The sequence below is a fragment of the Roseovarius sp. 10 genome (assembly GCF_033100315.1).
Lineage (GTDB): Bacteria > Pseudomonadota > Alphaproteobacteria > Rhodobacterales > Rhodobacteraceae > M30B80.
This window is the reverse complement of the sequence record NZ_JAWLVH010000001.1, coordinates 238,973-265,950: the sequence shown is the minus strand read 5'-3', so window position 1 is coordinate 265,950 and position 26,978 is coordinate 238,973. Positions and strand designations below refer to the sequence as shown.

The following is a 26,978-nucleotide window of genomic DNA, read 5'->3' as shown; positions in this document are numbered from 1 at the left end:
TCAAAACCACGCTTCAAAGCTGAGGTTCAGGTAACTCAGCGAGGATCTCATCAATGCGATCTGCCAAGGCCGCGTCAATCGCGGCAATCGCCTCATCGGTGATATCAATATCATCTCGGGCAAAGATCACAGCGCGGCGATCCATCAGCACCTCAGCCCCGCTGCGCTGCACCAGATCAATAAGAATTGGCCCCATAATTTCAAGGAACCGCTGTCGCGCCGCTTCCGCATAGGCGCCAAGCGCGCGGTTTTTCGCGTCTTGCTCGCTGCGGATTTCAACGACACGGGCGTCAAATTCAGCAGCACGCAGGCGGAAATCCTCGATGCTGAGGCTGCTGCGCAATTCGGTCAACCGTTGTTCTTCTTGGGTCAGAACATCTTCAATCTCACGGTTCTGTGCCGAAAGATCACGACCCACGCGATCAATCACCCCCCCGACCGCTTGACCAAAGACCGAGCCAGAAAACAGGCGGTCTTGATCAATCAGCAACACCTGCGCGGGTGCTTGCGGGGGTTGAACGGTAATATCCTGCGCCCTCGCCCCTGCCCCATAGATGGCAAGCACAAGGGCACATCCACCCACGCGCAGCCAAGCGCGCAAAGGCATCAGAACCGCGCCTCAACCGTAAAGTCGAAGTTGCGGGTGCGGTCATAGGATTCATTAGAAACAGGCCGCGAGAAGTTAAACCGCAGCGGGCCGATTTGCGTATCCCAGAAGATCGAGAAGCCAATCGTGCTGCGCAGATAGCTGTCATCGTCAACGAGGTTGCCACCTGTGCCCAAGACGTCATCCAAGCCCCATAGCGTGCCAACGTCATAAAAGACGCCGCCTGAAATGCCATATTCGGCGGGCACCCCGATGGGGAAGCCTGCCTCAAAGCGCGCAACGGCGAATTGGTTGCCGCCAAGCGCGTCTTGGTTCGCAGAATTGCGATCCCGTGGCCCGATCCCGCCTGCATCAAAACCACGCATTTGGCGCGACCCGAGGAAGAAACGATCCGTAACGCGGCTATTGCCATCAAGCATATTCACCGAGCCAAGCTCGAACGCGGCACGCAACGAGACCTCTTCACGGAAGGCCGTGGTCTCCCCCTGCACAAGCGCAGTGGTGCGCAGGAATTGATCATCACCCAATCCCCCCAATTCAGCATTGGCGCGCAACAATACGCCCGAGGTTGGGTCAAGCCCCACGCCGCGTGTGTCGTAAATATAGCCCAGACCGATGGAGCTGCTGTCATAGCTGCCCGCCTCGCGCCGCAGAATATCCGATGATGTGGTCGGAACATTGGTCAATTCTGACTGCGCAATCCGCAAAGAGGGGCGCAAACGTCCGTATTCACTGACAGGAAATTCCAACGCACCGCTGACACCCACTTCATTGGTGTTATAGGTCGCATTTTGTTGGTCGGTCGAACTGCTGAAAACCGACAGAGCCAATTCCAAATCACGGCGCAAATAGGCGGGTTCAATAAAATTCGCCTGCAAGGAACGCGAGCCAGAGGTGGTATCAAAGGACAGACCCACGGTCTGACCCCGCCCGCGCCAATTGCGTTCGTTAAACTGAACCGCAAGCCCGGTGCCAACATCGGTCGAATAATTGACCGAGAAGCCAAGCGTGCCTGTTGGCGTTTCTTCGACATTCACATCCACGATCACCTGATCGCTGCCTGTGCCTTCGCGCGCATTCACGTCAACATTTGAAAAGAAATTCAGCGCACGGATCCGTTCGGCCGCTTGGCGAATTTCGCGTGGATCAAACGGATCCCCTTCGACCATATCGAATTGACGCCGCACAACGCGGTCAAGCGTGGTTGCATTGCCCTCAATATCAATCCGCTCTACGAAAACACGCGGGCCGCGGACAATGGCAAATTCCACATCCAAGGTGAGATCTTCGTCATTTCGGGTGATCCGCGGTTCAACACGGATGAAGCGCAACCCCTGCTCGGTCGCCAGATTTTCAAGCCGCGAAATCGTGCGATCCACCAGACGCGGAGAATAGGTTACACCCTCGTCCAGGCCGATTGCCGCTTGGAATTCTTCGACATTCACTTCGGGCAAGTCACTGCTTGCGGTTAATGCACCGAAGGAAAAGCTTTGCCCTTCAACGATGTTAAAGGTCACAAAGAACCCGTCCCGCGCACGGGCAAGTTCCGATGTGACAGATTGCACTTCAAAATCAACATAGCCGCGATCACGATAGAAATCGGTCAAAAGCTGTTGATCAAAGGCCAGTCGATCCGCCACGAATGTATCGCGGCTGATAATCGCGCGGAAAAACCCCGCTTGGGTGGATTGCAGAACACGGCGCAAACGGCGGTCTGAAAAGGCGCGGTTGCCGACAAAGGTGATGCTTTCGGTTTCCACCACGCGGCCTTCGGTAATCTCAAAGGCTAGATCAACGCGGTTGTCGCTGCGGCGGATGATCTGCGGGGTCACGGTTGCACTCAGGCGGCCTGTCTGGCGATAGGCATCCACGATGGCCTGTGCATCGGCCTCGGCGATGGCGGGACTATAGACGCGGCGCGGTTGTGATGTCAGCAAAGCTGAAAGCGCATCATCATCAAGAAGATCATTTCCCTCGATGCTGATCTCGTTGATCGTAGGGTATTCTTGCAACTCGATAAACACCGTGTTGCCCTCTAGGCGCAGATCAACTGTTTCAAACAGACCTGTATCCTGCAGGCGGCGCAAGGCATCATTGGCTTGGCCTGCTGTGATTGTGCCGCCGGGCGTGATGCCTGCATATGAGAGGATCGTTGCCTCCTCGATGCGGATATTTCCGTCAATAACAATCGCGTCCAGCGCAATATCCTGCGCAACCGCAAGCCCTGAAAGGGCCATCCCCATCGCCAAAACCGAGGCTGTCATCAGCCCGCTGCGATATTTGCGATTGTTTGATTTACGCGACATACTGCGCCCGCCTTTTTTGCTTTAGCAAATCCTAAAGCATCCCTAGCGATTGCAGGGGGCAATGTCAAAAAAATGCGCGCAAAAACGGGCGAAACTTACGCCCTTTTCAGCCTCTCGGTGTTAGCTTTGCACAATCGGTGCAAGCATCACCGCAAAACCCAAAGCCAAAACAACGATACTGGGGCCAAGGATACGATCCCCAAGAATCGCCGACAGATAGCTGAGGCGCGGCAATTGGCGCTGTAAAAATTTCATCGGTCTTTGATCCCCGAATATGTGAAACACATATTAGCGGATACCAAAACACTTGGGCAGAATTGGGGCGAATTCAGGGGAATTCAGCGGCCTGCCTTAGGGGCAAAGCAGAACATCATTGAATACCGCGAACACCATCAACCCCATGATCAGGGTCAACCCAACCGTCATAAAAACACGCATGAACATTTCAGGCGGTTTGCGTCCTGCAACGGCCTCAAAGGCGTAAAGCATCAGATGCCCACCATCCAGAATTGGGATCGGGAAAAGATTCATCAAACCAACCGCGGTGGAGAGAACCGCAATCAGCCAGATAAAGCTTGCAATCCCTTGCGCGGCGGCGGCACCTGAGGTTTCCGCAATTCCCACTGGGCCTTGCAGATTACAGGTCGAAATTGCCCCTGTGATCATATGCCAAAGCCCCGATAGCGATGAGGTGATGATGAACCCTGTTTGCGACACCCCATAGGAGAGCGCGGCCAATGGCCCCACCGCCTCGGTTTGCGGAACAAAGAGCATGCCCCCCGTGACGCCGATCAGGTAACGCGTTTCAAACCCACCCGATGCGACAGGCAAATCGGTGCGCCGCGGCGACAGGGTCACAGCGATTTCCTGCCCCTCTTGGGTGCCATTCGCCCGCCAAAGCGTCAAATCAATCGGCGCACCCTCCGCCTGATCAACCGCCGCGCGGAGTTGCGAAAAGCTCCAGATATCCGCGCCATTCACGGCCAAAATCACATCGCCCTCGCGCAAGCCCGCTTCCATGGCCGCCGATTGCGGCTGAACGCCATCAACGACAGGCGGCAGCGGCGCTGAGGCCTCGACCAAAATGGCGCGATCATCGCGCAGCACTTCATAGCTCACACGCGGACGAGGCGGCAGGTCAGAGGCGATTTGCAAAAGCGCCGCAAAACTTTCAATCTCCTGCCCCTCAACGGCAAGGATCAGATCCCCCGCCTCAAGCGATTGATAGACAGGCGGCAGGGCGCGCGGCGCCCCAACACGGGGCTCATCCGTTGCTTGACCCGAGACCAAGACCACGCCTGCGAAAATCGCAATGGACAGGATAAAATTGAACAACGGCCCTGCCACAACCGTGGCCGCGCGGGCCCAAAGGGGCGCGCCATGCATCGTATTGCGCGCAGGCGTAACCGCCACATCCGCCCCGACCGAGGCGGCATTCGCATCACCTGCAAATTTGACATAACCGCCAAACGGCAAAGCCGCGATTTGCCATTGCGTGCCCCGCCGATCTTTGCGCGAGAGCAGCACAGGCCCAAACCCGATAGAAAACACATCCGCACGGATGCCAGACCACCGCCCGACAATATAGTGACCATATTCATGGATCGCTACGATGATTGAAATCGCCGCAATAAAGGCCAACATGGTAAAGGCAAAACTGCCGAATTGGGGGAGGAAATCCATCACTTGCCCTGTATTTTATGTCTTTTTGATCTGCACAGAAATCACTGACCGCGCCCGCACCCTTGCGAGATGGTTCATCGCGAGAACATCTGCAAGGGTTTCAAGCGGATTTGACAGGGTTAATTCCTTGGAAAGCGCGGCAAGTGTCTCTTCAACCACCGCAGCCATGTCCATAAATCCAATCTCGCGCGCCAAAAACGCGTCAAGCGCCACTTCCTTGGCGGCGTTGAAGGCGGCCCCAGCCCCCCCGCGCATCTCCATCACATCGCGGGCAAGGCGCAAGGCAGGAAAACGCGCCAAATCTGGCGCCTCGAATTGCAGTTGCGCAATCTGCGCCAGATCAAGCCGCGCGACAGGAAGATCCTGACGCTTTGGCCAATATAAGGCATAGCCAATCGCATGGCGCATATCTGGCGGGCCAAGATGGGCCATCAACGCACCATCGCGAAACCCCACCAAAGCATGGATTAAGGATTGCGGGTGGATGATGGTTTCTATCTGCGCGGGCGAAATCCCAAAATATTCTCGCGTTTCAATGAGTTCCAGCGCCTTGTTAAACATTGATGCGCTGTCGATTGTAATCCTTTGCCCCATATCCCAATTCGGATGCGCCCCCGCATCTTCGGGTGTCGCATGGGCCAATTTCTCAATCGGCCAATGCCGCAAACCGCCGCCAGACGCGGTGATGATCACGCGCTCAACCTCGGCAATATCTTCACCGACAAGGGCTTGAAAAACGGCGGAATGTTCGCTGTCTACGGGCAAGATCCTTGCACCATGGGATGCGGCCGTTGCCAAAAGCAATTGCCCCGCCGCAACCAAGCTTTCCTTATTTGCCAAAGCCAGCGTCGCGCCTTGTTCCAGCGCCGCAAATCCAGGCGCGATGCCCGCCGCGCCTACAATGGCCGACATGACCCAATCGGCAGGGCGCGATGCGGCCTCGATCAACGCGGCCTCGCCTGCGGCGGCCTCAACCCCCGTTCCTGCAAGCGCAGATTTCAGATCAGGCAGCCGATCTTCATAGGCGGTTACCGCGATTTCGGCACGATGTGAGATGGCATCCCGCGCCAATTGGTCAATATTGCCCCCGCCCGAAAGTGCCACAACCCGATAGGCATCAGGGGCGCGCGCGATCAAATCGAGGGTGTTCTGCCCGATGGAGCCAGTGGCCCCAAAAATACTGACACGGCGCATCTGAGCAATTTTCCCTTATTGCGGTGGGAAGCTTGTTAAGCTTTCAACCAAGAGTAGCAAAGCCGCAGCGCCAATCATACCATCAAAACGGTCAAAAACTCCGCCATGTCCGGGCAATAATCGCGAGCTGTCCTTGACCCCCACATGACGCTTAATGGCGCTTTCCGCCAAATCCCCCATCTGGCTGGCAAAGGCCAAGGCAACTGAAATTGCAATAATCCCTGCGCCTGCTTCTGTTTGGGTCATATAGGCAACCCCAACGCATCCCGCACCAATCCAGCCTGCAATCGTTCCAGACCATGTTTTCTTTGGGCTAACACGCGGCCAAAACTTTGGCCCACCCACAACGCGGCCAACGAGATAGCCCGCAATATCGGTCGCAACCACAACCAAAACGAGCCATGTCATCCAGACAAAGCCAAAGGTCTCGCGATGTGCCAAAAGGCCGTAAGCGGCAAAGCTGATCAACAGCGCGAAGGGCATATATTTTTCGCGCCGCTCTTGCAGCAAAACAAGGCCAAGAAAGGCAGGCAAAAACAAAATAGGCAGCGCATAGGCAGGTGGCAGAATATGGGCGGCATAAAGGCAGGCAATCATCCCTGCCCCAAGCCCCGCCGAGCGCATCAACGAGGCGCCCAACATCACGGCCAATTCCCAGATCAAAATCCCTGCGATCAGGAAAATCATGCCAACATAAACGGGGCCACCCAACCAAACCGCATAAAGACCCGTCACAGCCATCAAAAGCCCTGTGATCATACGCGGCCAGAAATCAGAAAACAGGCTTTGGGGTTGATCGCTCACGCAGTGACCCCACCAAAACGGCGCTCGCGCAGACCATAGCGGGCAAGAATTTCGGCAAATTCTTGGGCAGTGAAATCAGGCCAAAGCGTATTGACGAATTCATATTCAGAATAGGCAGATTGCCACAAAAGAAAATTCGAAATGCGCGCCTCGCCCGATGTGCGGATCACCAGATCAGGATCAGGCAACACATAGGTGTCGAGATATTTGGGGAAGGTTTCGTCATCAATATCAGCGGCTTTGATTTTCCCCGCGGCCACATCATGGGCCAAACGCTTGGCGGCGCGGCTCACCTCATCGCGGCCGCCATAATTCAAGGCAACCGTCAAATGCAGCTTGTCATTTTCAGCGGTCATCAATTCAAGATTGTCCATCATCTCGACCAAAGACGGCTCAAGGCGCACGCGATCCCCGATGAAACGCACCCGCACCCCTGCCTTGATCAAGGCCTTGGTTTCATTGGTCAGATACCGCCGAAACAGGCGCATGAGGCCCGCAACTTCTGTTTGGGTACGTTTCCAGTTTTCGGTCGAAAAGGCGAAAATCGTCAGGTATTTCACACCTAAATCAGGGCAGGCCCGCGCAATTTCCTTGACCCGCGCAGCGCCCGCATGATGGCCAACAAGACGCGGGCGGCCGCGCATCTTTGCCCAACGACCATTGCCATCCATGATAATGGCGACATGGGCAGGATTGCTTCGGCTCATCCGCATATCCCCTTTTTTACTTTGCCTAGACCTGCATGATCTCGGCTTGCTTGCCCTCAAGCGCCGCGTCAACTTTGGCGATAAAACTATCGGTCAACTGTTGCACTTCGGTCTCCCAGAATTTCTGGTCATCCTCACTCAGGCCCGCTGATTTGGCTTTTTTGATTTGATCCATCCCGTCACGGCGCAAATTGCGCACGGCCACACGGGCGTGTTCGGCATATTGCGCAGCAACTTTGGTCAATTCGCGGCGGCGTTCTTCGTTCAATTCGGGGATCGGCAGCATGATGATCGTGCCGTTCAGTTGCGGGTTAATACCCAAGCCCGATTCACGAATGGCTTTTTCCACCTTACCGACCATTGCCTTGTCCCACACATTGATGGTGACCATGCGCGGCTCTGGCACGTTTACGGTGCCCACCTGATTGATGGGGGTCATCTGGCCATATGCCTCAACCATAACAGGTTCGAGCATCGTGGCGGAGGCGCGGCCTGTGCGCAGAGAGGCGAATTCCGTTTTCAGGGCGGAAATTGCGCCCTCCATCCGGCGGGTCAGATCATCTAGATCAAGTTCGAATTCATCTGCTGACATTGCCTCACTCCTCGCTTGTCAGGTCGCTTTGGCCCCATATAACCTGCGGGGCTGCCTGTTTCTATGGCTTTAGCGCACTTTTGTATAGGTTCCCTGCCCCGACAAAATCCCCCGAAATCCACCTGGCTCATCAAGGCTAAAGACAATGATCGGGGTGTCGTTTTCGCGCGCAAGCGCGATGGCCGAGGCATCCATGACGCCAAGATGCTGTGCGAGAACCTCATCATAGCTGATCTCGTCAAAGCGTTTCGCATCGGCGTGTTTTTTGGGATCTTTATCATAGACCCCGTCCACCTTGGTGCCCTTAAAGATTGCATCACAATGCATCTCATTGGCGCGCAATGTGGCGGCTGTATCTGTTGTGAAATAGGGGTTTCCTGTGCCTGCTGCAAAAATACAGACGCGCTTTTTCTCCAAATGACGCACCGCACGGCGGCGGATATAAGGCTCGCAGACCTGATCCATCGGAATGGCCGAGATCACGCGGGTAAAGACCCCAAGCCCCTCAAGCGCGCTTTGCATCGCAAGCGCGTTCATCACCGTGGCCAGCATCCCCATATAATCGGCTGTGGTGCGCTCCATCCCCTGCGCGCTGCCTTGCAAGCCGCGAAAGATATTGCCGCCCCCAATGACCATGCAAATCTCCACCCCCAAATCATGCACCGATTTTACCTCGCGCGCGATCCGCTCGACTGTGGGCGGATTGAGGCCAAAGCCCTTATCGCCCATCAAGGCCTCGCCCGAAATTTTCAGCATGACGCGTTTATAGGTTGTTGTGGGGGTGGCATCGCTTGCGGCCATGATATCCTCGTTCAAACGGGTGGCAGGCCGCAGATCGGGCCAAAGCCACCAATGGGTGATTGAGCTTGGCGCATCATCGTCTAAAATGCGGATCACTTCAACGGTCGCGCCTGCCCTAGCGACTAAATATGCCAAAGCACGCCCAAGCGAAACCAGATATTGCTAGGCGCGCCGCAAAAGATCAGGAAAAAGGCACGGCATTGGACGCATTTAATTTGGAATTCGCAAAAGACATTGCGCCTGATCGTCCGATCCTGATTGCGGGGGCCACGGCCAGCGGGAAATCTGCGCTTGCCCTTGCCTTGGCTGACAGGTGGGGTGGGCAAATCATCAATGCAGACGCGCTGCAAGTCTATGACGGATGGCGCCTCTTGACCGCCCGCCCCAGTGCCGCGGACGAGGACAGATGCCCGCATCATCTCTATGGGCATGTGCCGTTTTTGGGCGATTATTCCGTGGGGGCATGGCTGCGCGATTTGGCGCCGCTGCTGCGCACAGGGCCGCGTCCCATTATCGTGGGAGGCACAGGGCTTTATTTTCGTGCGCTAACCGAAGGTTTGGCCGAAATCCCGCCTGTGCCAAAGGCCGTGCGCATCGCGGCAGATGGACAAAGCCATGCGGACCTTTTGGCCGATTTAGAGCAATCCGACCCCGTGATTTATGCAAAGATTGACAGACAAAACCGCGCCCGCGTTCAGCGCGCTTGGGAGGTGTGGCGCGCCACAGGAAAACCCCTCTCGCAATGGCAGGCCGAAACGCCTGCCCCCCTTCTGCCTCTGGATCAGGTGGCGGCGTTCAAACTCATGGCCGATCGAGATTGGCTCAATGACCGCATCGCCCGCCGCTTTCATACAATGATAAAAGAGGGCGCATTGGATGAGGCGCGGGCCGCCTTGCCCCATTGGGAGCAGCTGCAAGGCGCGGCCAAAGCCATCGGCGCACCTGAATTAATCTCCCACCTTCGCGGTGACATTTCGCTTGAGACAGCCATAGAGGCCGCCATTATCGCCTCGCGCCAATATGCAAAAAGGCAACGGACGTGGCTGCGCGCGCAGTCCACAGGATGGACAGATATATATATTCCTGTCTAAATTTTAGGTGCCTATACATTTGGGGACATAGGCACGAATCGGATAGGGGATAATGTCGGATCAGCAAGAGGTGGGCCCTACCAACGCGCCCGCCTATGCCGCACGAACGATTGGTCAAATTCGACTTCATGGCGCTTGGCGGCATGAATTGGCGCATCACTGCCTCAAATCGCGCTTGTTTTGGCTGACGCGCGGCACAACCCGCATCACGGCGGATTTGCACCCGATCATGGCCACAGGCCCCAAGATTTTATTCATTCCAGCCTCAATGCTGTTATCGATTGAATTGCCCACGCAATTACAAGGCCATGTGGCCTATTTCCCAAATCTTGCCGATTTGGAATTGCCGCAAACATCCCTTTGCCTCACCCCCAGTTCCGCCGAAGCGCAGGTAGAGTTGACGGGCCTCATTGAGCGGATGGCGCGGCTAGAAGATCAAGACACCCCTTCAGCGAGACGCATGAAACGGGGATTTGGTCTGCTGCTCTCAGCGATGCTTGAGCGTGAAACACTCATTTCAAACCAACGTGACCGCGATGCCACCCACAGATTGCGCACCCAAATCAAAAAGCCCAGCAAATCGGCGCAGCTCCTCTCGCGTTTTGCGGCGCTCTTGGCGCAAGGGTTCAACGCGCAATTGGGCGTGTCCGACTATGCCGCACGCCTTGATGTGACGCCCACCCATCTCACGCGCATCTGTCGCGAAATCACAGGGCGCACGGCCCTTGCCCTGATCAATGAGGTGCTGATGGCCGAGGCCCGCCGCCGTTTGGTCGATACCCATGACAGCGCCGCAAAAATCGCGCGCGATTTAGGCTATTCGTCACCCGCCTATTTCACGCGCGCCTTTGGTCAAGAAACAGGCACAACCCCCACCGGATATCGCGATCAAAAACAGGGGCAATGGCACAGCATGCGCCACCGATAGCCCCTGTTTCCCTTAGCCATGCAGCGCCTCAATGACAGCGCGGGTGGTGATTTTTCCCTTGGGCTGACCGCGTTCTTCAACAATTACGGTGTTGCCCTTTGATTGCGCGACCACCATCAGCGCATCTTGCAAAATGGTGTCAGCATCCAAGCGCGGTGCAGAGTCAGGCAATTTCCCGCGACCCAGAGGTTGCATGATGGAACCCAATTTGATCACGCGGGCGCGGTTGATGTCCTTGATGAAATCCTCAATGTAATCATCGGCAGGACGCAACACGATATCTTGCGCGCTGCCTTGCTGCACCAAATGACCATCGCGCAAAATCGCGATATTATCGCCAAGGCGCAGCGCCTCGTCCAAATCATGGGTGATGAACACAATCGTTTTGTGCAGTTCCTTTTGCAAATCAATCAAAATGGATTGCATATCATAGCGGATCAACGGGTCGAGCGCAGAAAACGCCTCGTCCATCAGCAAGATATCCGCATCCGTTGCCAAACCGCGCGCCAGACCCACGCGCTGCCGCATGCCGCCCGATAATTGCCCAGGGTAATTGTTTTCATACCCCTCAAGCCCCACGCGGGAAATCCATTGCTTGGCCCGCTTTTCGGCCTCGTTCTCATCCACGCCTTGCACGATCAAACCATAGGTGACGTTTTCAATCACACGGCGATGCGGGAAAAGACCAAAATGTTGAAACACCATCGACATCTTGAAACGCCGCAGATCCCGCAAAGCATCCTTGTCCATGGTCAGAACATTTTCGCCATCCACCAAAATTTCACCTGCGGTCGGCTCAATCAGGCGGTTGATATGGCGGATTAGGGTGGATTTACCCGACCCAGAAAGACCCATCACCACCTGAATATTTTGCGGCGCAATATCAAGCGAGACGTTATCCACGCCCAGAACATGCCCCGTTTCTTCGCGCAAAGCATCCTTGCCCATGCCAGATTGGACGGATTTCAACGCTTTTTGGGGCGATTTTCCAAAAATCTTATAAAGGTTTTTGATCTGAATTTTGGGATCGCTCATTTTTCGCCCCCCTCACGATGCGCCTGTAGGCGTTTGCCATAGGATTGGCTGACGCGGTCGAAGATGATGGCCAACGCGACAATCGCCAAACCATTCATCAAACCAAGGGCCAAATATTGGTTGGAAATCGCGCGCAATACAGGCACGCCAAGACCCCGCACCCCGATCATTGACGCAATTACAACCATGGCCAAAGCCATCATGATCGTCTGGTTCACGCCTGCGAAAATATTGGGCAGAGCCAAGGGAATTTGCACATCAAAAAGCTTCTGCCGCGGGCTTGCGCCAAAGGCCTCGGCGGCTTCTAAAACCTCGCGATCCACCAGTCGGATGCCGAGATTTGTCAGACGCACGATGGGGGGAATAGCATAGATGCAAACCGCAATCAGACCAGGCACCTTGCCAATACCAAGCAGCATAACCACGGGGATCAAATACACAAATGACGGGATTGTCTGCATCACATCCAAAATCGGCGTAATCGCGCCCTGCAGCCTGTCAGATTTTGCCATCAAAATCCCCAAAGGGATCCCCACGATGATACAAACAAAGGTTGCGACCGAGATGATCGCCAAAGTCGCCATCGTATCTTCCCACATTCCAAAATAGCCAATTACGGCAAAGGCAAGGAATGTTCCGATGGTGATTTTCCATGACCGTGAGCCAAGCCATGCAAGCCCGCTGAGAACGACCAAGATAATTGGCCAAGGCGTGGCCAGAAGCAGTTTTTCAAACCACACCAAGAAATGCAAAAGCGGGCTGAAAAATATCTCAAGCGCCTCGCCATAGGCACGCGAAAAGGCGCGGAACCCGTCATCAATGCCCTGTTGTAATTGGCTCAGATCGCGGCGCCCGATGCTTGGAAATTCGGCAAAGAAATCCCACATTTAGATGGCCTCGTATATTTTAATGAATTGAAAAAGCGGAAAGAGCAGCGCCCTTTCCGCTTGGATGTCTATGCCCGTCTCAATCGCACAGACAGCGTTTTACAGCGCGCTGCGAATTGCAGCGGCGGCATCCTCAGTCACCCATTGCGTCCAAATATCCTCATGGGTGGCTAGAAATTCAAAGGCCGCAGCCTCGCCCGTGGCTTGGTTATCGGTCATGTAGACCAACATCGCGTTCATCGCTTCGCCGGGGAAGATGCGGTTGGCCAGATAATCCACCGCGATACCACCCTCCTGCATCAGGCGATCTGTGATGACCGTATGCACCTCGGATTCGGTATAAGAGGTTGGCTGTGGATCAAGGCATTCCTGCTCTGGCTTCACGATACAGCCATCCCAGTTTTCAGAACCGCCCCACGGGGTTTCCCACTCCAACATCACAAGGTTGTATTTGCCGACAACGGCGGTAGGCGACCAGTAATAGCCGAACCAATATTCGCCCCGATCCACCGCACGGGCGATTGAGCCATCAAGCCCTGCCGCAGATCCAGGATCGACCAAATGCCACCCCATATCTTCCATACCAAAGGCGCGGAATAGTTGCGCATTCGACAATTGGCAGCCCCACCCTGCGGGGCAGCCCATGAAGGCCCCCATATCTTCGTCTTCCGCCCATGGGAACAGATCAGGCCGCGCCAGCACTTTCTCGACTGTGTCTAATTCGGGGTGATCAATCGCAAATTGCGGATCAACCCACCACCCTTCACCAAGGCCAGTAATCGGGCCTTGCACCACGGAATGCAGGCTGCCTTCGGCAATCGCAGTGTTCAGCGGGTCGCGCACCGCGTTGATCCACAATTCAGGCGCGACATCAGGTTCCGCCTTTTCATTCATCGAGGTGAAAGTGGTCATGGTCGCACCAGGGATCAGCTCGACATCGCAGCCATAGCCTTCCTCAAGGATGATCTTGTCGACATTTGCCATCAATTCGGCAGATGCCCAGTTCATTTCAGCAATGGTCAATGAACCACAATCTTGCGCAGATGCAGCCCCCCCAAACCCAAGCGCGGCAGCGCCAACAATGCCAGCGGCAAGTGGTTTTACGAATTTCATATGATCTCTCCTGTCGGTCGTTTTATTGTGGGCCACGCAAAGCGCCCCAGACGAATTATGTCGTTATCGTTCTATATCGACTTAAAATTCTCAAGCACTTATTTCTAAAATCGCCCTAAGGCACTGAAATAATGTGATTAAAAATATGTCACAACCCAAGGATGAATATCGCAAAAGCGACATTTCTATGCTTTGCGACATCATTTTACAATTCAGTTACAAACCAAACGCCACAAAAAATGGGGGTGCCGATGGCACCCCCAGTTTCGCTGATCAAGCTCACTCTATTTACCGCCCGTTGTTTCTGCCTGCGGCTTGATCCGCGTCAGGGGCGAGCGCACCCGCCCCGTGTTCCCCTCCCGCTGCGCGTGATCGTGGGCAAACGACCATCAGCGCGGCGGGATGGAAAATCTGTGCTTAACTGCAGCCCGATGTGCCGCCGCAGGTGTTGCACTTCATGCATGTGCCGTTGCGCACGAGGGTGTAGTTGCCACATTCCCCACAAGCCTCGCCCTCATAGCCTTGCATCTTGGCCTTTGTGCGCGCGTCAATCTCAACGGCGCCTGTGGTGACAGCAGCAGCTTGCACCGCCTCGGCCACGACCGCACCAGATTGGCCGACCGCCGTAGCGGCAAGGCTAGAGACACCCCCCTGCAACACGACCAAATCCTGTGGGACACGCTTGCGCAAATAGCCTGTTGAGCTGATCTGTTTGAGCACTTCCAAGGATTTTGACGCCGCGCTGTCGGACAGTTCCTTGACGTTCGAGACACCCTCTTCGACACCGCGGCCCATATCGTCAAAGCTTGCGCCTTCTGGCTTTACATGGGCCAGATCGGTTCGGTCGAGATAGGACACCGCCAATTCGCGGAAGATATAGTCAAGGATCGAAGTTGCATTCTTGATCGAGTCATTGCCCTGCACCATGCCCGAAGGCTCGAACTTGGTGAAGGTGAAGGCATCCACGAATTCCTCAAGCGGCACACCATATTGCAGTCCAACCGAGACTGCGATGGCGAAGTTGTTCATCATAGCACGGAAGCCTGCGCCCTCTTTGTGCATATCGATGAAAATCTCACCAAGCGCGCCATCGGCATATTCACCTGTGCGCAGGTAGACCTTGTGACCACCCACAATTGCCTTCTGGGTGTAGCCTTTGCGGCGCTCAGGCAGTTTCTCGCGCTTGGCGCGGGCCACTTCCTTGATCACAATCTTTTCGATCACCTTCTCCGCCAAAACAGCCGCTTTTTCTTGCGGGCTGCCGCTTTCAAGGATTTCTGCCGCCTCGTCATCATCTTCGACCAAGGCCGCTGCCAAAGGCTGGCTCAATTTGGAGCCATCACGATACAGCGCATTTGCCTTGATCCCCAAAGACCAACTCAATTCATAGGCCTCTTGGCAATCTTCGATTGTCGCCGAATTTGGCATGTTGATCGTCTTGGAAATCGCGCCCGAGATAAAGCTCTGCGCTGCAGCCATCATATAGATATGGCTGTTGACCGAGAGGTAACGCTTGCCCTTCTTGCCGCATGGGTTGGCGCAATCGAACACGTTGTAATGCTCTTCCTTGAGGAAAGGTGCGCCCTCCAAGGTCATGGTGCCGCAGACATGATCATTGGCAGCTTCGATGTCCTTCTTCGAGAAGCCCAAATGTTGCAGAAGATTGAAGCTCGGATCATTCAGCTTGGCCTGCGGAATGCCCAAGGTTTTGGTGCAGAATTCCTCACCCAAGGTCCACTGGTTGAACACAAAGCGGATATCAAAGGCCTGTGGCAAAGCCGCTTCGATCTTGTCCAATTCAGCCTGACCAAACCCATGCCCCACCAAGGCGGTATGGTTGATACCAGGCGCATTGCCAAGCGTGCCATGGCCGACCGCATAGGCAATGATTTCTTCAATCTCGGAGGAAGAATAGCCCAGTTTTTCCAAGGCGGCAGGCACAGAGCGGTTGATGATTTTGAAGTAGCCACCACCGGCCAGTTTTTTGAACTTAACCAGTGCGAAATCGGGCTCGATGCCTGTTGTGTCGCAATCCATGACCAGACCGATTGTGCCCGTTGGCGCAATCACAGTGGCCTGAGCGTTGCGATAGCCATGCTTTTGGCCCAAATCCAACGCCTCATCCCATGCTTGTTTGGCCAGATCGACCAGACGCGCATCAGGGCAGTTGGCGTGATCCAATGGCACAGGGGTGACGTTGACGTCTTCGTAACCATCCGTCTCGCCATAGGCCGCACGGCGATGGTTACGGATGACGCGCAGCATGTTATCCGCGTTGCGCTTATACCCTGAGAATGGCCCCAGTTCAGACGCGATTTCCGCAGATGTTGCATAGGACACGCCCGTCATAAGTGCCGTCAATGCACCACATAATGCGCGCCCCTCATCACTGTCATAGCCCAAGCCCATATTCATCAACAGGCCGCCAATATTGGCATAACCCAGACCCAAGGTGCGGAAATCATAAGAAAGCTGCGCGATTTCCTTTGAAGGGAACTGCGCCATCATCACCGAGATTTCCAAGGTCAATGTCCAAAGCCGGGTCGCGTGCATGTACCCATCTGCATCAAACTTGCCATCCTTGTAGAAGGTCAGCAGGTTCATCGAGGCAAGGTTACAAGCCGTATCGTCCAAGAACATGTATTCCGAACAGGGGTTCGACCCACGGATCGGCCCGTCTGCAGGGCATGTGTGCCATGCGTTAACGGTGTCATGGAACTGGATGCCAGGATCGGCACAGGCCCATGCAGCATGACCAACCTTTTCCCACAGATCACGGGCCTGCAGGGTTTTGGTGGGCTTGCCGTTCACGCGTGATTTCAGATGCCATTCCGCATCATCCTTGATCGCCTGAAGGAAATCATCCGTCACGCGGATCGAGTTGTTGGAATTCTGACCCGAGACGCTGGCATAGGCCTCGCTGTCCCAATCTGTGTCATAGGTCGGAAATTCAATCGATGTGTAACCCTGACGCGCATAATCCAAGACGCGCTTGATATAGGTTTCGGGGATCGACACTTTTTTCGCCGCGCGGATTGCATCCTTCAGCGCGCCGTTTTTCGCAGGGTCAGTCGCATCCGCGAGATCCCCGTCCCATGTCTTGACCGCCGCAAAGAGGCCGTTGAGCATTTTCTCATGCATCTTCGAGCCAGCAACAAGCGAAGCAACCTTCTGTTCTTCGATCACCTTCCAATCGATGAAGGCTTCGATATCAGGGTGGTCTGCATCCACGATCACCATCTTTGCCGCGCGGCGTGTGGTGCCGCCCGACTTGATGGCGCCCGCCGCACGGTCACCGATTTTCAAAAAGCCCATCAGACCGCTGGATTTGCCGCCGCCCGACAGTTTTTCACCTTCGCCCCGCAGCATCGAAAAGTTCGTGCCTGTGCCAGAGCCATATTTGAACAGGCGCGCTTCGCGCACCCAAAGATCCATGATCCCGCCCTCATTCACCAGATCGTCCGCAACGGATTGGATGAAGCAAGCATGCGGTTGGGGATGCTCATAGGCCGAGGCTGATTTGGTCAGCTTACCCGTTTTATAATCAACATAGTGGTGGCCTTGGCTTGGGCCATCAATGCCGTAAGCCCAGTGAAGGCCTGTGTTGAACCACTGCGGGCTGTTTGGCGCGGCCATCTGGCGCGCCAGCATCAATTGCATTTCTTCGAAATAGGCGCGCGCATCGGCCTCGGCCGAGAAATAGCCGCCCTTCCATCCCCAATAGGCCCATGCCCCTGCCAAACGGCGGAACACTTGCTTGGCTGATGTTTCGCCCACAATGCGCTGATCTTCGGGCAGCTCGGCCAAGGCCTCATCATCCGCCACATGGCGCCAAAGAAAATCAGGCACACCCTTTTCTTTCACGGGCTTCAGCCGTGCAGGAACGCCTGCTTTGCGGAAATATTTCTGTGCGATCACATCCGACGCTACTTGGCTCCACGATTTGGGAACCTCTACTTCGTCTAGTTTAAAGACGATGGTGCCGTCTGGATTGCGAATTTCAGAAGAAGTGAGAGTGAATTCGAGATCTGCGTATACATCTGCGCCGTCGCGGGTGAACCTACGTTCAATTTTCATGGCTGCCTCTTTTGTTACTAGCCCTGTTCCAACTAACGCGGCCTGCCAGCGTCTTACGCGCTCTGACCGTCTTTTTTTGCGGAACCAGCCCTACACACCCAAACAAACTTGCCCGCACCGCCAAAAGAGGTTCGCTATGACAAAGGTTGAGGAACTGCCCCGCACCGAGACCACTAGATATTGTAGTAACATTCTCAGCCCCCACAACCTGACGTAGGGACACATATTTGGTCAATCGGTTTTTTTGTGAATTTTCAAAATTTTCAGTCTTGAAATCTGCCCAAACTGCAAAACCACAAGAGGCGCTGTGATTCATCAAATCCCCTACAACGGGCTCAATTTGTGAAAGAATTGTTACAGCACGACAGGTTAGACCATGAAACGAAAGCCATGGATCAGGCCGCGCGCATCGTGGCGTGGTCTGTAAATAAAAACCTTGGCCTCAAGATCTGCCTACAAAATATAGTATGTCTTTTAGAGGTAAATTCACGCCAAACGCAAACCACGCCCCATCTCAGGCTCAAATGACGATCTGCTTTTGTGGAAGTGGTCGGGGCGATAGGATTCGAACCTACGACCTACGGTACCCAAAACCGCCGCGCTACCAGGCTGCGCCACGCCCCGACTGCGTGCCTCTTAGCGCCTCTTTTCACGGATGAAAAGAGCACTCATGCACTTCTATTGAACTTCACAGGGCCACAAAGCGCCCTGTTGTGGCATTTGCGGGTGGCGGATCACCGCACCGACCTGCAAATTCAGCATTTCTGACATGCCACCATTGATTTCAAGCACTGCGAGAATCTCATCACCGCCACGGATGGGCGTGCGATCAAGGGGAATCGCGTTTTCATGGATGTGAACCACCTGCCCGCGCGAATCGATGAACAACATATCGAGAGGGATCAGGGTGTTTTCCATCCAAAAGCTGGCGGGCTGCGGACGCTCGTAGATGAACAACATCCCCGCCATACGCGGCATTGCGGGGCGATTCATCAAACCGACTGCGCGCTCTTGCGGCTCGTCTGCGATTTCCACTGTAAAGCGTGCCGTCCCGAAATCACCTTTGATCTCGACCCGTTCGGGGCGGCAAGCTGCCTGCGCAGACATCGCAGTGAACGCCAACCCAAGGGCCGCCGCCGTGTTAATCCAAATTCTCGTGCTGCACATAATCCCACGCGCGCACCTCTGCGGCCATCTTACCGCGCGGGCCATCGACAATGCGAACGGCAAGCGCCTCGCCCGGCTGCAAATCGGCAAAGCCAAAGCGGCGCAAAATCTCGACATGGATAAATATGTCATCGGCAATGCCAAATTCATTCGCAAAGCCAAACCCCTTTGCCTTGTCAAACCATTTCACCCGCGCCGCAACGAAAGGTGCATCTGTCTGCGGTATATCAATACGCGGGTGAAAATCCACCTCTTGCTCGCTTGGCGGTGTTAATGACAACACCTCCTGCGCTTGCGCACCGCGGTCTGTGTAATTCACGACCACCTCGACATATGCATTTTCAGCAATCGAGCTTTGGCCAAAATTTCTCAATACATTCGCGTGCAATAAAATGTCTGGGCCACCGTCATCGGCAAGGATAAATCCATACCCTTTGGTGGCATCAAACCATTTCACTTTGCCACGAACCGCCACCCCCATGTAGCGATCGACTTCCGTCATTGTGGTGCATCCTATGTCTTCGGGCCTAAGCCCATCCGTCCCTGCCTAAGGGTTTGGCCCGAAGCGAATATATCTGCAAGAAGAAATTAAAATTTATGTCGAAAAAAGATAATTATTGGTGATTTATGCAAAATCACCACCTAAAAATAATCAAATTAAGCATTTTCTGATGGCGCAGTTGATGCGTTTCTCAACAAGAAACGTCCCGCCCTCGCGCAATTTAAGGGTTTAACCGCTGCACGGTCCAATTCGATGCATCTGCCCCGAGATCACGCGTCCACCGAAACCGATCATGCAGACGAAATGCACCATCGGCCCAAAATTCAATTTCCACAGGTGTGATGCGAAATCCGCCCCAAAATGGGGGGCGCGGTGGGTTTGGGCCTTTCTCAACGGTGATTTTAGCAACATCCGCCATCAATGAGGCGCGACTGTCCAAGGGTTGTGATTGACGCGAGGCCCATGCCCCAAGCCTACTTTTCAGAGAGCGTGAGGCGAAATAATCATCCGCCTGCGCCCCATCCTCACGGGTCACTATGCCCCGCACCCGAATCTGACGGCGCAAGGATTTCCAATGCAGCACAAAGGCCGCCTTGCCACTCGCGCTGATCTCTTGGCCCTTTTTACTGTCGTAATTGGTGAAAAAAACAAAAGCGTCATCTTCAATTTGACGCAGCAAAACCATGCGCACATTGGGCAGGCCATGCGCGTCAACCGTGGCCAAAGCAATCGCATCAGGATCGTTGAGTTCGCTTTTCTCAGCCTCCTTCATCCATGCGCGCGCAATGGCGAATGGATCATCCCCTGCAAAAATTCCTGTGCGATCGGTCATGCTATGCCTCATTTATTATTGCGGCATTTCTGCCGCGTCTCAACCTAGAGCGCACACGCCCCCCCTTCAAGGCTGACGGGACATCTTGAAGCTGTGACCCCAAAGGTCTAAACCCTTCCTAACCCAACAATAGCGACAAGGATTGAGGGCGGCATGGGGATTATGACTGGCAAGCGCGGGCTGATTATGGGCCTTGCAAATGACAAATCCATCGCGTGGGGGATTGCAAAAGCCCTTGCAGAGCATGGCGCCGAATTGGCGTTTTCATATCAAGGCGAACAACTGCTCAAGCGGGTGCAACCATTGGCGGCGGAACTGGGTTCCGATGTGGTGCTGCCTTGCGATGTGACCGATAATGACAGCCTAGACGCGGTTTTTGAGTCTCTCAAAGACAAATGGGGCAGTCTCGATTTCATCGTTCACGCTATTGGATTTTCCGACAAAAACGAATTGCGTGGCCGCTATGTGGACACAAGCGCCGCGAATTTCGAAATGACGATGAATATATCGGTCTATTCTTTCACCGCTGTGATGCAGCGCGCCGAAAAGCTTATGACCAATGGCGGCTCGGCGCTGACGCTGACCTATTATGGCGCGGAACAGGTGATGCCGCATTACAACGTCATGGGGGTCGCGAAAGCCGCGCTTGAAGCGTCCGTGATGTATCTGGCCGAAGATCTGGGCAAACAGAATATCCGCGTGAATGCTATTTCCGCGGGGCCGATCAAAACCTTGGCCGCCTCGGGCATTGGCGATTTCCGCTATATCCTCAAGTGGAACGAGCTGAATTCGCCGCTGCGCCGCAATGTCTCCATCGAGGATGTGGGCAAATCCGCGCTTTATCTGCTGTCTGATCTCGCCTCTGGTGTGACGGGCGAGAATTTGCACGTGGATGCAGGATATCACGTGGTGGGCATGAAAGCGGTGGATGCGCCTGATATTGATGTCGTGACGGGGCGCAAGGACTAGGGGCGCCATGACAGTCGCGGCATTTCTCGCGATTTATTTGGTGCATCTGGCCGCCGCCATGAGCCCCGGCCCCACAACACTTTTGGCGGCCCGCAGCGCGGCGCGCGATGGGTTTGATCGCGCAATTTTCCTCGCCATTGGTTTTGGCGTTGGGGCCTGCTTGTGGGCCGTAGCCGCGATTTTTGGCCTTGCGATTCTGTTCGAACACGCCCCTGCCGTGCTTTTGGGGTTAAAACTGGTTGGGGCGGGATATCTCTTTTACTTGGCTCTCAAGGTATGGCGCAGCGCCGCCCTGCCCTTTGAGGTCACGCCAATCCCCGCGGATGAGGCCCCAAAATCGGCGGCGAAATTGATCTGGTTTGGCATTGCGACACAGCTTGCCAATCCCAAGCCCGCCGTGTTTTTCGGCACGATCTTCCTCACCTTCCTGCCCGCCAATCCAGTTCACTGGGTCTATGCGGTGGTGTTGGGCATGATCTTTGTAAATGACGCAGGCTGGAACCTGATTGTGGCGCGTATTTTCTCGCTATCGGGGCCACGGCGTGCCTATTTGGGTTTCAAACCCGTGATTGAGCGTATATTTGGCGGGCTTCTGGCACTTATGGGTGCCAAGCTTGCCCTTGGTTGATCAAAGGAGAAACAGTGCCATGGATCGTTTGCCGCATGAGAAAGGCTTTCATGTCTCGTGGGATCAATTGCACCGCGATGCGCGCGCGCTTGCGTGGCGCTTGGACAAACGCGGGCCAGGGCCTGATGGGTCGTGGCGGGCGGTGGTTGCCATCACACGCGGCGGCATGGCCCCTGCAATGATTGTGGCGCGCGAATTGGATATTCGCACAGTGGATACGATCAGCGTCAAATCCTACCATTCTGGCGGCGGCAAGGCCGATCAGCGCCGCGAGGCAGAGGTGCTCAAAAGCCCAGATGTCGACATGATGGGGGATGGTGAGGGCGTCCTGATCGTGGATGATTTGGTCGATACAGGAAAAACCCTTGAACTGGTGCGCAAACTTTACCCCAAGGCGCATTTTGCTACGACCTATGCCAAACCCAAGGGCGAGCCTATGGTCGACACGTTCATCACAGGTGTCAGCCAAGATACATGGATTTTCTTTCCATGGGATATGGCCCTGCAATATGTCGAGCCTTATCGCGGCAAGGATTAATCGCGCGCGCCAAGCGCCTCATTTAAAAGTGTTTTAACGGCATCAGGCGGCACATCTGAGGTCACAAAGGATGTGCCAATGCCGCGCATCAAGATAAAGCGCAGCTGCCCTTCAAGCACCTTTTTATCTTGCGCCATCAGCGCAAGCAGCGCGTCTGCATCGGGCAAATCGCCCTCAATATCCGCCAAATCGCGCTTCATGCCCATCTCGGCCAGATGCGCGCGGATGCGGGATGGTTCTTCCTGTGGGCACAACCCCAAGCGCGCCGATAATTCCGCCGCCAAAGCGCACCCAATCGCCACCCCCTCGCCATGCAACAGGCGATCAGAATATCCCGTGGCTGCCTCAAGCGCATGGCAGAAGGTATGGCCCAAATTTAGAAGTGCGCGATCCCCCTGCTCTGTCTCATCGCGGGCCACGATATCGGCCTTCATCTGAACTGACCAACGCACCGCCTCTTCGCGCAAGGCCAAATCACCTGCGGCCATGGCGGGGGCGTTTTCCTCAAGCCAGTCGAAAAACGCGGCATCGCCAAGCAAGCCGTATTTCACCACTTCGCCATAACCCGCCAAAAAGTCACGCGGGGCCAAAGTGGACAAAAGATCAATATCTGCCAAAACAAGGCTAGGTTGATGAAAGGCACCAACGAGGTTTTTGCCGTGCCGCGTGTTGATGCCCGTTTTGCCACCAACCGAACTGTCGACCTGCGCCAGAAGCGAGCTTGGCATCTGAACGAAGCGCACGCCACGGCGCAGGATTGCAGCGGCAAAACCAACCAGATCCCCGATCACACCGCCGCCAAGTGCGATCACGATATCGCCCCGTTCAACCTTTTCATCGAGCAGCCATTCAACGGTCTGCGTCAGATATTGCCATGATTTTGTGCCCTCGCCCGCAGGCAAAGTCAGCGCGCGTGCGGCAATCCCGCCTGCGCTCAAGGCCGCCTCAAGATGGGCCAAATGCAAGGGTGCCACCCGATCTTCGGTCACGATCCAAACTTTTGGACGCCGCAACAAAGGCGCAAGATGGGTTGCCGCCTGCGCAATCAGACCAGAGCCAATTACCACATCATAGCTGCGACTGTCCAGATTTACCCGCACTGTGGATGTCATGTTGCGACCTCCGACAAGACATTATGAGCGTGAAGCAAACGCAGCACATGATCGGTCGTATCCTCAATCGACCAATCATGCGCGATTTCAAGGCGCAATTCAGCCTGCTCATAGGCAGGGCGGCGCGCCACCATCAAAGCCTCAAGCTTGCCGCGCGGATCAGGCCCATGGAGCAGCGGCCGCGTGGTTTTGTGGCGCACCCGCGACCACAAAAGCTCAATATCGGCATCCAACCACAAGACCGCCGCTTGCGCTGAAATCAAATCGCGGTTTTCAGGCGACAGCCACGCCCCCCCGCCAGTAGACAGAACTGCAGGCGCGCCCGTCAGTAGCCGTGCGATGACTTTGCTTTCGCGGTCACGGAAAAACGGCTCGCCGAAGCGTTCGAAAATCTCGGCGATGCTCATCTGTGCGCTTTCGACAATTTCGGTATCAGAATCGCGCAACTCGACCCCAAGGCGTGCGGACAAGGCCCGCCCGACAGCGGTTTTGCCCGAGCCTGGCATCCCGACCAAAACCACGGTTTTGTGCAAATTATAGGCGGTTTCAGCCCGTGTTTGCCCGTTCACCCTGTGCATCCTTTATGCATTTGCGAAGATTTTGCAAAATTCCCCCAAGAAATTCTGCGCGAACTCCCCTATATTGGCGCAAGATCGTCTATTATTCCACGCAATACGCGTTGAGGGACAGACACGCAAGCAAGCAACCGCGCGAGAATAAGCGCAGAAGGCAGAGGCACGAGAAATATGGTTAAGCTGTTCATGGGATTGGTGATTTTAATCCTGCTCACTGCTGTTGGCCTGTTGGGATATGGCTATTCGGGCCTTATGCAACCCGAGACAGTAGAATTGCGCGACACAATCTCGATCCCGCTTGAGTAACAGATCATGCGCAGGCTGAGGGGCGGAACATTTTGGGGGCTTGTGGCAGGTCTGATTTGGCTTTTGCCTGCGCTGCCACTGGCGGCACAAACGCCGCAAATGTCGCCGCAGGATATTGCGCCCACTTGGCTTTCCGACACGATTGCGCCGCGCAGCCCCGATGTTGCCGCAGAAATTGTCACCGAAGATATCCGCGTGATGCCGATAGGGCCGATCACGCGCAACGCCGTGGGACTTTTGCCTGCGCGGGTTACGGGCTTTCCCAGTGGGCTTTGGGGCCAATCTGACAGTGCCGAGCTTGCAGGCCTGTTTCGCCGCCTGCCGATGACAGGGCTGCCCGCCATTTTGGATTTAACCGAACGTTTGGCCCTGTCCGAGCTTGATCCCCCTCTTGGGGGCACTGATGCGGCGGCGGATGATCTGTTTTTGGCGCGGATTGACATGCTCTTGGCGCGCGGCGCGCTTGAGCCTGCCCGTGCATTGATCGAACGCGCAGGGGTAGAAGACGGCGAGGTATTTCGGCGCTGGTTCGATGTCTCGCTTCTTTTGGGGCAGGCAGATCGTGCCTGTGCCGCGATGCGCGCAAGCCCTGATATCGCACCGACATATCCCGCACGGATTTTTTGCTTGGCCCGTTCAGGCGATTGGTCAGCGGCGGCGCTCTCAATGGGCACAGGCGTTGCCTTGGGGTTCATCACCGAAGATGAGGCGGATTTGATCGCGCGCTTCCTTGATCCCGAGCTATTCGAGGGGGAGCCGCCCTTGCCCCTAGACCCCGATATAACACCGCTGCGCTATGTGATGCGCGCGGCCATTGCAGAGCGCCCCTCCTCGCTTGGGCTGCCTTTGGCCTTTGCCCATGCCGACCTCGCCCCGCAGGCGGGGTGGCGCGCACAGCTTGATGCCGCAGAACGCCTGTTGCGCGCAGGCGCGATTGAGCCAAGCCAATGGTTGGCCATTGCCACCTCGCGCCGCCCCTCCGCCTCGGGCGGGATATGGGAGCGCGTTGCAGCCGTTCAGGAATTTGATGCAAGTCTCCTTGCGGGTGATGTGGCGGGCATTGCCCGCAGCCTTGCGCGCGTGGTGGATGCCCTTGGCCCCACAGGTCTTTTGCCCGCTTTCGCGCAGCTTTACGCCGACCCGCTTGGCCGCCAACCTTTGGTGGGTGAGGCGGCGATCCTCGCCCGCAAAATCGAACTCCTCTCCCGCAATTACGAAAGCCTTGCCCTGCGTGCGGTGCCGCAATCCGCAGATGAGGCGGTGGCCTTTGCCTTGGCGCGCGGGCAGATGCCCAATTTGCCCGCAACGGCAAGCCCACGGGTTATGGCCCTTGCGGCGGGATTTGACGAAATTGCGCTGCCTGACCGCTATGCGCCCCTGATTACAGGCAATCGCGCGGGAGAGGCGCTTTTGCTCGCAGCCCTCACCCTATCAGGGGATGGTGCAGATTTAGACGATCTCTCGGATGCCTTGCGGGTCTTGCGCTATTTGGGTCTAGAAGACAGCGCGCGGCGCGCGGCACTTCAGCTATATCTCCTGCCCGATAGAAACGGATAAGAGCGCCCGATCATGACAGATCAAAGATTGATCACCCAATTCCTTGAGGCGCAAGCAGCCGAGTTGAACGCAGCGCAAAACACGCTCTTGGCTTACGCCCGTGATTTGGACGATGCGCGGGCATTTTTCACCGATCACGGCGCAGATTTCCTCAGCGTCACGCGAGATGGGATCGAAACCTATCTTGCCGATCTAGAGGTTCGGGGGCTGTCACGCGCCACGCGCGCGCGGCGCTTATCTGCGCTGAAACAAATGTGTCGATTTCTGTTTGAGGAAGGCCTGCGTAACGATAACCCAAGCCTCAAAATCAAGGGGCCCGCGCGCGAGAAATCTTTGCCCAAAACCCTCAGCCATGAGGCCGTGGATCAGCTTTTGGCACAGGCTGAAATCCATGGGCGCAGTGCCGATGATCGGTTGCGCAACCATTGCATGATGCAAATTTTATACGCGACAGGGATGCGCGTAAGCGAGCTTGTCACCCTGCCCGTGGCCGCCGTGCGGGGTGACCCCAAGCTGATCTTAATCAAGGGCAAAGGCGGCAAGGAACGCATGCTGCCACTGACGCAATCCGCGCGTTTGGCGTTGCAATCTTGGCTTACCCGCCGCGATGCATTGGAAGAGCTTGCAACACGCGAGGGGGGGGCAAAACCCTCGCGCTACCTGTTCCCCAGCCGCAGCAAAGAAGGCCACATGACGCGGGTTCGGTTTTACACGCTGATCAAGGAAATTGCCCGTGATGCAGGCGTGCCACCGCTATCGGTCACCCCGCATCGTATGCGCCATGCCTTTGCCACCCATCTTTTGGCCGGTGGCGCAGATTTACGCAGCATTCAGGCCCTTTTGGGTCACGCGGATATCGCAACGACCGAAATCTATACCCATATCCTAGATGAGCGGTTAAAAGCCCTCGTGCTCGAACATCACCCTTTGGCGGATCAGACATCTGCCTCGACTGAAAATTGATAGG

Annotated in this window: 27 protein-coding genes and 1 tRNA gene; 8 read left to right on the top strand and 20 right to left on the bottom strand. The window is 55.5% G+C overall.

Annotated features, from left to right (window positions below; translation table 11 throughout):
* Nucleotides 1–13: 13 nt before the first annotated feature.
* The 9 genes from RYZ18_RS01270 to pyrH form a co-directional block, all read right to left on the bottom strand.
* Complete coding sequence (locus RYZ18_RS01270; RefSeq protein WP_317654575.1) at nucleotides 14–607, bottom strand: OmpH family outer membrane protein; 594 nt, start codon at nucleotides 605–607, stop codon at nucleotides 14–16.
* Complete coding sequence (gene bamA, locus RYZ18_RS01265; protein ID WP_317654574.1) at nucleotides 607–2,913, bottom strand: outer membrane protein assembly factor BamA; 2,307 nt, start codon at nucleotides 2,911–2,913, stop codon at nucleotides 607–609. Before bamA ends, RYZ18_RS01270 begins: the two co-directional genes overlap by 1 nt.
* 120 nt (nucleotides 2,914–3,033) lie before the next feature.
* Nucleotides 3,034–3,168 carry a hypothetical protein gene (locus RYZ18_RS01260; protein ID WP_317654573.1) on the bottom strand — a complete coding sequence of 45 codons (135 nt, stop codon included), beginning with the start codon at nucleotides 3,166–3,168 and terminating at the stop codon, nucleotides 3,034–3,036.
* Between the two features lie 96 nt (nucleotides 3,169–3,264).
* Nucleotides 3,265–4,596: an RIP metalloprotease RseP gene (gene rseP / locus RYZ18_RS01255; RefSeq protein WP_317654572.1), complete on the bottom strand. Its 1,332-nt coding sequence runs from the start codon at nucleotides 4,594–4,596 to the stop codon at nucleotides 3,265–3,267.
* A gap of 15 nt (nucleotides 4,597–4,611) precedes the next feature.
* Nucleotides 4,612–5,790 (bottom strand): 1-deoxy-D-xylulose-5-phosphate reductoisomerase, encoded by a 1,179-nt coding sequence (dxr, locus tag RYZ18_RS01250; RefSeq protein WP_317654571.1) that lies wholly within the window; start codon nucleotides 5,788–5,790, stop codon nucleotides 4,612–4,614.
* 15 nt (nucleotides 5,791–5,805) lie between these two features.
* Nucleotides 5,806–6,594, bottom strand: a complete 789-nt coding sequence (locus RYZ18_RS01245; protein ID WP_317654570.1) for a phosphatidate cytidylyltransferase — start codon at nucleotides 6,592–6,594, stop codon at nucleotides 5,806–5,808.
* A complete protein-coding gene (locus RYZ18_RS01240; RefSeq protein ID WP_317654569.1) occupies nucleotides 6,591–7,307 on the bottom strand; it encodes an isoprenyl transferase in 717 nt (238 codons plus the stop codon). The genes RYZ18_RS01245 and RYZ18_RS01240 overlap by 4 nt, the downstream gene beginning before the upstream one ends.
* Before the next feature lie 19 nt (nucleotides 7,308–7,326).
* Nucleotides 7,327–7,893, bottom strand: coding sequence for a ribosome recycling factor (gene frr, locus RYZ18_RS01235; protein ID WP_317654567.1), 567 nt, complete (start codon nucleotides 7,891–7,893; stop codon nucleotides 7,327–7,329).
* A 69-nt stretch (nucleotides 7,894–7,962) separates the two neighbouring features.
* Nucleotides 7,963–8,694, bottom strand: coding sequence for a UMP kinase (gene pyrH, locus RYZ18_RS01230; protein ID WP_317655780.1), 732 nt, complete (start codon nucleotides 8,692–8,694; stop codon nucleotides 7,963–7,965).
* A gap of 128 nt (nucleotides 8,695–8,822) precedes the next feature.
* On the opposite strand from pyrH, the gene miaA reads away from it, so the two are divergent.
* Together miaA and RYZ18_RS01220 are read left to right on the top strand one after the other, a co-directional pair.
* Entirely contained in the window at nucleotides 8,823–9,785 is a 963-nt protein-coding gene (gene miaA, locus RYZ18_RS01225; protein WP_317654565.1) for a tRNA (adenosine(37)-N6)-dimethylallyltransferase MiaA, read from the top strand.
* 52 nt (nucleotides 9,786–9,837) lie between these two features.
* Nucleotides 9,838–10,713, top strand: coding sequence for an AraC family transcriptional regulator (locus tag RYZ18_RS01220; protein ID WP_317654564.1), 876 nt, complete (start codon nucleotides 9,838–9,840; stop codon nucleotides 10,711–10,713).
* Nucleotides 10,714–10,725: 12 nt separating this feature from the next.
* On the opposite strand, the gene RYZ18_RS01215 is transcribed toward RYZ18_RS01220, so the two are convergent.
* The 9 genes from RYZ18_RS01215 to pdxH form a co-directional block, all read right to left on the bottom strand.
* A complete protein-coding gene (locus tag RYZ18_RS01215) occupies nucleotides 10,726–11,748 on the bottom strand; it encodes a glycine betaine/L-proline ABC transporter ATP-binding protein (RefSeq protein WP_317654563.1) in 1,023 nt (340 codons plus the stop codon).
* Nucleotides 11,745–12,635 (bottom strand): ABC transporter permease, encoded by an 891-nt coding sequence (locus RYZ18_RS01210; RefSeq protein ID WP_317654562.1) that lies wholly within the window; start codon nucleotides 12,633–12,635, stop codon nucleotides 11,745–11,747. Before RYZ18_RS01210 ends, RYZ18_RS01215 begins: the two co-directional genes overlap by 4 nt.
* 99 nt (nucleotides 12,636–12,734) lie before the next feature.
* Nucleotides 12,735–13,748, bottom strand: coding sequence for an ABC transporter substrate-binding protein (locus tag RYZ18_RS01205; protein WP_317654561.1), 1,014 nt, complete (start codon nucleotides 13,746–13,748; stop codon nucleotides 12,735–12,737).
* Between the two features lie 417 nt (nucleotides 13,749–14,165).
* On the bottom strand, nucleotides 14,166–17,825 hold the full coding sequence (locus tag RYZ18_RS01200; protein WP_317654560.1) for a vitamin B12-dependent ribonucleotide reductase: 3,660 nt from the start codon (nucleotides 17,823–17,825) through the stop codon (nucleotides 14,166–14,168).
* Nucleotides 17,815–18,141, bottom strand: a complete 327-nt coding sequence (locus RYZ18_RS01195) for a hypothetical protein (RefSeq protein ID WP_317654559.1) — start codon at nucleotides 18,139–18,141, stop codon at nucleotides 17,815–17,817. Before RYZ18_RS01195 ends, RYZ18_RS01200 begins: the two co-directional genes overlap by 11 nt.
* Before the next feature lie 231 nt (nucleotides 18,142–18,372).
* Nucleotides 18,373–18,449: transfer RNA gene (locus RYZ18_RS01190), tRNA-Pro, on the bottom strand.
* Nucleotides 18,450–18,503: 54 nt separating this feature from the next.
* Nucleotides 18,504–18,932, bottom strand: coding sequence for a DUF192 domain-containing protein (locus RYZ18_RS01185; protein WP_317654557.1), 429 nt, complete (start codon nucleotides 18,930–18,932; stop codon nucleotides 18,504–18,506).
* A gap of 34 nt (nucleotides 18,933–18,966) precedes the next feature.
* Nucleotides 18,967–19,494, bottom strand: a complete 528-nt coding sequence (locus RYZ18_RS01180) for a cold-shock protein (RefSeq protein WP_317654555.1) — start codon at nucleotides 19,492–19,494, stop codon at nucleotides 18,967–18,969.
* 220 nt (nucleotides 19,495–19,714) lie between these two features.
* Nucleotides 19,715–20,326: a pyridoxamine 5'-phosphate oxidase gene (gene pdxH, locus RYZ18_RS01175; protein WP_317654553.1), complete on the bottom strand. Its 612-nt coding sequence runs from the start codon at nucleotides 20,324–20,326 to the stop codon at nucleotides 19,715–19,717.
* Between the two features lie 153 nt (nucleotides 20,327–20,479).
* Between pdxH and fabI the strand changes: the two genes are divergently transcribed.
* The 3 genes from fabI to gpt are packed head-to-tail and all read left to right on the top strand — an operon-like array spanning nucleotide 20,480 to nucleotide 22,461.
* Nucleotides 20,480–21,295 (top strand): enoyl-ACP reductase FabI, encoded by an 816-nt coding sequence (gene fabI, locus RYZ18_RS01170; protein WP_317654552.1) that lies wholly within the window; start codon nucleotides 20,480–20,482, stop codon nucleotides 21,293–21,295.
* Between the two features lie 7 nt (nucleotides 21,296–21,302).
* Nucleotides 21,303–21,923, top strand: coding sequence for a LysE family translocator (locus RYZ18_RS01165; RefSeq protein ID WP_317654551.1), 621 nt, complete (start codon nucleotides 21,303–21,305; stop codon nucleotides 21,921–21,923).
* Nucleotides 21,924–21,942: 19 nt separating this feature from the next.
* Nucleotides 21,943–22,461 carry a xanthine phosphoribosyltransferase gene (gene gpt, locus RYZ18_RS01160; RefSeq protein ID WP_317654549.1) on the top strand — a complete coding sequence of 173 codons (519 nt, stop codon included), beginning with the start codon at nucleotides 21,943–21,945 and terminating at the stop codon, nucleotides 22,459–22,461.
* On the opposite strand, the gene aroB is transcribed toward gpt, so the two are convergent.
* Nucleotides 22,458–23,573 (bottom strand): 3-dehydroquinate synthase, encoded by a 1,116-nt coding sequence (gene aroB / locus RYZ18_RS01155; RefSeq protein ID WP_317654548.1) that lies wholly within the window; start codon nucleotides 23,571–23,573, stop codon nucleotides 22,458–22,460. The two genes, gpt and aroB, sit on opposite strands and share 4 nt — an antisense overlap.
* Complete coding sequence (locus RYZ18_RS01150) at nucleotides 23,570–24,151, bottom strand: shikimate kinase (RefSeq protein ID WP_411567066.1); 582 nt, start codon at nucleotides 24,149–24,151, stop codon at nucleotides 23,570–23,572. The genes aroB and RYZ18_RS01150 overlap by 4 nt, the downstream gene beginning before the upstream one ends.
* Before the next feature lie 168 nt (nucleotides 24,152–24,319).
* Here RYZ18_RS01150 and RYZ18_RS01145 point away from each other — a divergent pair, with 168 nt between their 5' ends.
* Genes RYZ18_RS01145 through RYZ18_RS01135 form a run of 3 tightly spaced genes read left to right on the top strand, consistent with a single transcriptional unit; the run spans nucleotide 24,320 to nucleotide 26,974 of the window.
* Nucleotides 24,320–24,454, top strand: coding sequence for a hypothetical protein (locus RYZ18_RS01145; protein ID WP_317654546.1), 135 nt, complete (start codon nucleotides 24,320–24,322; stop codon nucleotides 24,452–24,454).
* Nucleotides 24,455–24,460: 6 nt separating this feature from the next.
* Complete coding sequence (locus RYZ18_RS01140; RefSeq protein ID WP_317654545.1) at nucleotides 24,461–26,011, top strand: hypothetical protein; 1,551 nt, start codon at nucleotides 24,461–24,463, stop codon at nucleotides 26,009–26,011.
* 12 nt (nucleotides 26,012–26,023) lie between these two features.
* Nucleotides 26,024–26,974, top strand: coding sequence for a tyrosine recombinase (locus RYZ18_RS01135; protein ID WP_317654543.1), 951 nt, complete (start codon nucleotides 26,024–26,026; stop codon nucleotides 26,972–26,974).
* Nucleotides 26,975–26,978 lie beyond the last annotated feature (4 nt).

What these genes read in the sequence shown, in the direction of transcription:
- aroB (WP_317654548.1), bottom strand. Translation starts at nt 23,573, where the DNA reads ATGACATCCACAGTGCGGGTAAATCTGGACAGTCGCAGCTATGATGTG.
- RYZ18_RS01240 (WP_317654569.1), bottom strand. Translation starts at nt 7,307, where the DNA reads ATGCGGATGAGCCGAAGCAATCCTGCCCATGTCGCCATTATCATGGAT.
- RYZ18_RS01180 (WP_317654555.1), bottom strand. Translation starts at nt 19,494, where the DNA reads ATGACGGAAGTCGATCGCTACATGGGGGTGGCGGTTCGTGGCAAAGTG.
- RYZ18_RS01150 (WP_411567066.1), bottom strand. Translation starts at nt 24,151, where the DNA reads ATGCACAGGGTGAACGGGCAAACACGGGCTGAAACCGCCTATAATTTG.
- RYZ18_RS01165 (WP_317654551.1), top strand. Translation starts at nt 21,303, where the DNA reads ATGACAGTCGCGGCATTTCTCGCGATTTATTTGGTGCATCTGGCCGCC.
- RYZ18_RS01205 (WP_317654561.1), bottom strand. Translation starts at nt 13,748, where the DNA reads ATGAAATTCGTAAAACCACTTGCCGCTGGCATTGTTGGCGCTGCCGCG.
- RYZ18_RS01140 (WP_317654545.1), top strand. Translation starts at nt 24,461, where the DNA reads ATGCGCAGGCTGAGGGGCGGAACATTTTGGGGGCTTGTGGCAGGTCTG.
- RYZ18_RS01210 (WP_317654562.1), bottom strand. Translation starts at nt 12,635, where the DNA reads ATGTGGGATTTCTTTGCCGAATTTCCAAGCATCGGGCGCCGCGATCTG.
- dxr (WP_317654571.1), bottom strand. Translation starts at nt 5,790, where the DNA reads ATGCGCCGTGTCAGTATTTTTGGGGCCACTGGCTCCATCGGGCAGAAC.
- bamA (WP_317654574.1), bottom strand. Translation starts at nt 2,913, where the DNA reads ATGTCGCGTAAATCAAACAATCGCAAATATCGCAGCGGGCTGATGACA.
- RYZ18_RS01215 (WP_317654563.1), bottom strand. Translation starts at nt 11,748, where the DNA reads ATGAGCGATCCCAAAATTCAGATCAAAAACCTTTATAAGATTTTTGGA.
- RYZ18_RS01185 (WP_317654557.1), bottom strand. Translation starts at nt 18,932, where the DNA reads ATGTCTGCGCAGGCAGCTTGCCGCCCCGAACGGGTCGAGATCAAAGGT.
- RYZ18_RS01260 (WP_317654573.1), bottom strand. Translation starts at nt 3,168, where the DNA reads ATGAAATTTTTACAGCGCCAATTGCCGCGCCTCAGCTATCTGTCGGCG.
- RYZ18_RS01145 (WP_317654546.1), top strand. Translation starts at nt 24,320, where the DNA reads ATGGTTAAGCTGTTCATGGGATTGGTGATTTTAATCCTGCTCACTGCT.
- RYZ18_RS01220 (WP_317654564.1), top strand. Translation starts at nt 9,838, where the DNA reads ATGTCGGATCAGCAAGAGGTGGGCCCTACCAACGCGCCCGCCTATGCC.
- miaA (WP_317654565.1), top strand. Translation starts at nt 8,823, where the DNA reads ATGCCAAAGCACGCCCAAGCGAAACCAGATATTGCTAGGCGCGCCGCA.
- RYZ18_RS01195 (WP_317654559.1), bottom strand. Translation starts at nt 18,141, where the DNA reads ATGAATCACAGCGCCTCTTGTGGTTTTGCAGTTTGGGCAGATTTCAAG.
- pdxH (WP_317654553.1), bottom strand. Translation starts at nt 20,326, where the DNA reads ATGACCGATCGCACAGGAATTTTTGCAGGGGATGATCCATTCGCCATT.
- pyrH (WP_317655780.1), bottom strand. Translation starts at nt 8,694, where the DNA reads ATGGCCGCAAGCGATGCCACCCCCACAACAACCTATAAACGCGTCATG.
- RYZ18_RS01135 (WP_317654543.1), top strand. Translation starts at nt 26,024, where the DNA reads ATGACAGATCAAAGATTGATCACCCAATTCCTTGAGGCGCAAGCAGCC.
- gpt (WP_317654549.1), top strand. Translation starts at nt 21,943, where the DNA reads ATGGATCGTTTGCCGCATGAGAAAGGCTTTCATGTCTCGTGGGATCAA.
- RYZ18_RS01200 (WP_317654560.1), bottom strand. Translation starts at nt 17,825, where the DNA reads ATGAAAATTGAACGTAGGTTCACCCGCGACGGCGCAGATGTATACGCA.
- rseP (WP_317654572.1), bottom strand. Translation starts at nt 4,596, where the DNA reads ATGGATTTCCTCCCCCAATTCGGCAGTTTTGCCTTTACCATGTTGGCC.
- frr (WP_317654567.1), bottom strand. Translation starts at nt 7,893, where the DNA reads ATGTCAGCAGATGAATTCGAACTTGATCTAGATGATCTGACCCGCCGG.
- fabI (WP_317654552.1), top strand. Translation starts at nt 20,480, where the DNA reads ATGGGGATTATGACTGGCAAGCGCGGGCTGATTATGGGCCTTGCAAAT.
- RYZ18_RS01270 (WP_317654575.1), bottom strand. Translation starts at nt 607, where the DNA reads ATGCCTTTGCGCGCTTGGCTGCGCGTGGGTGGATGTGCCCTTGTGCTT.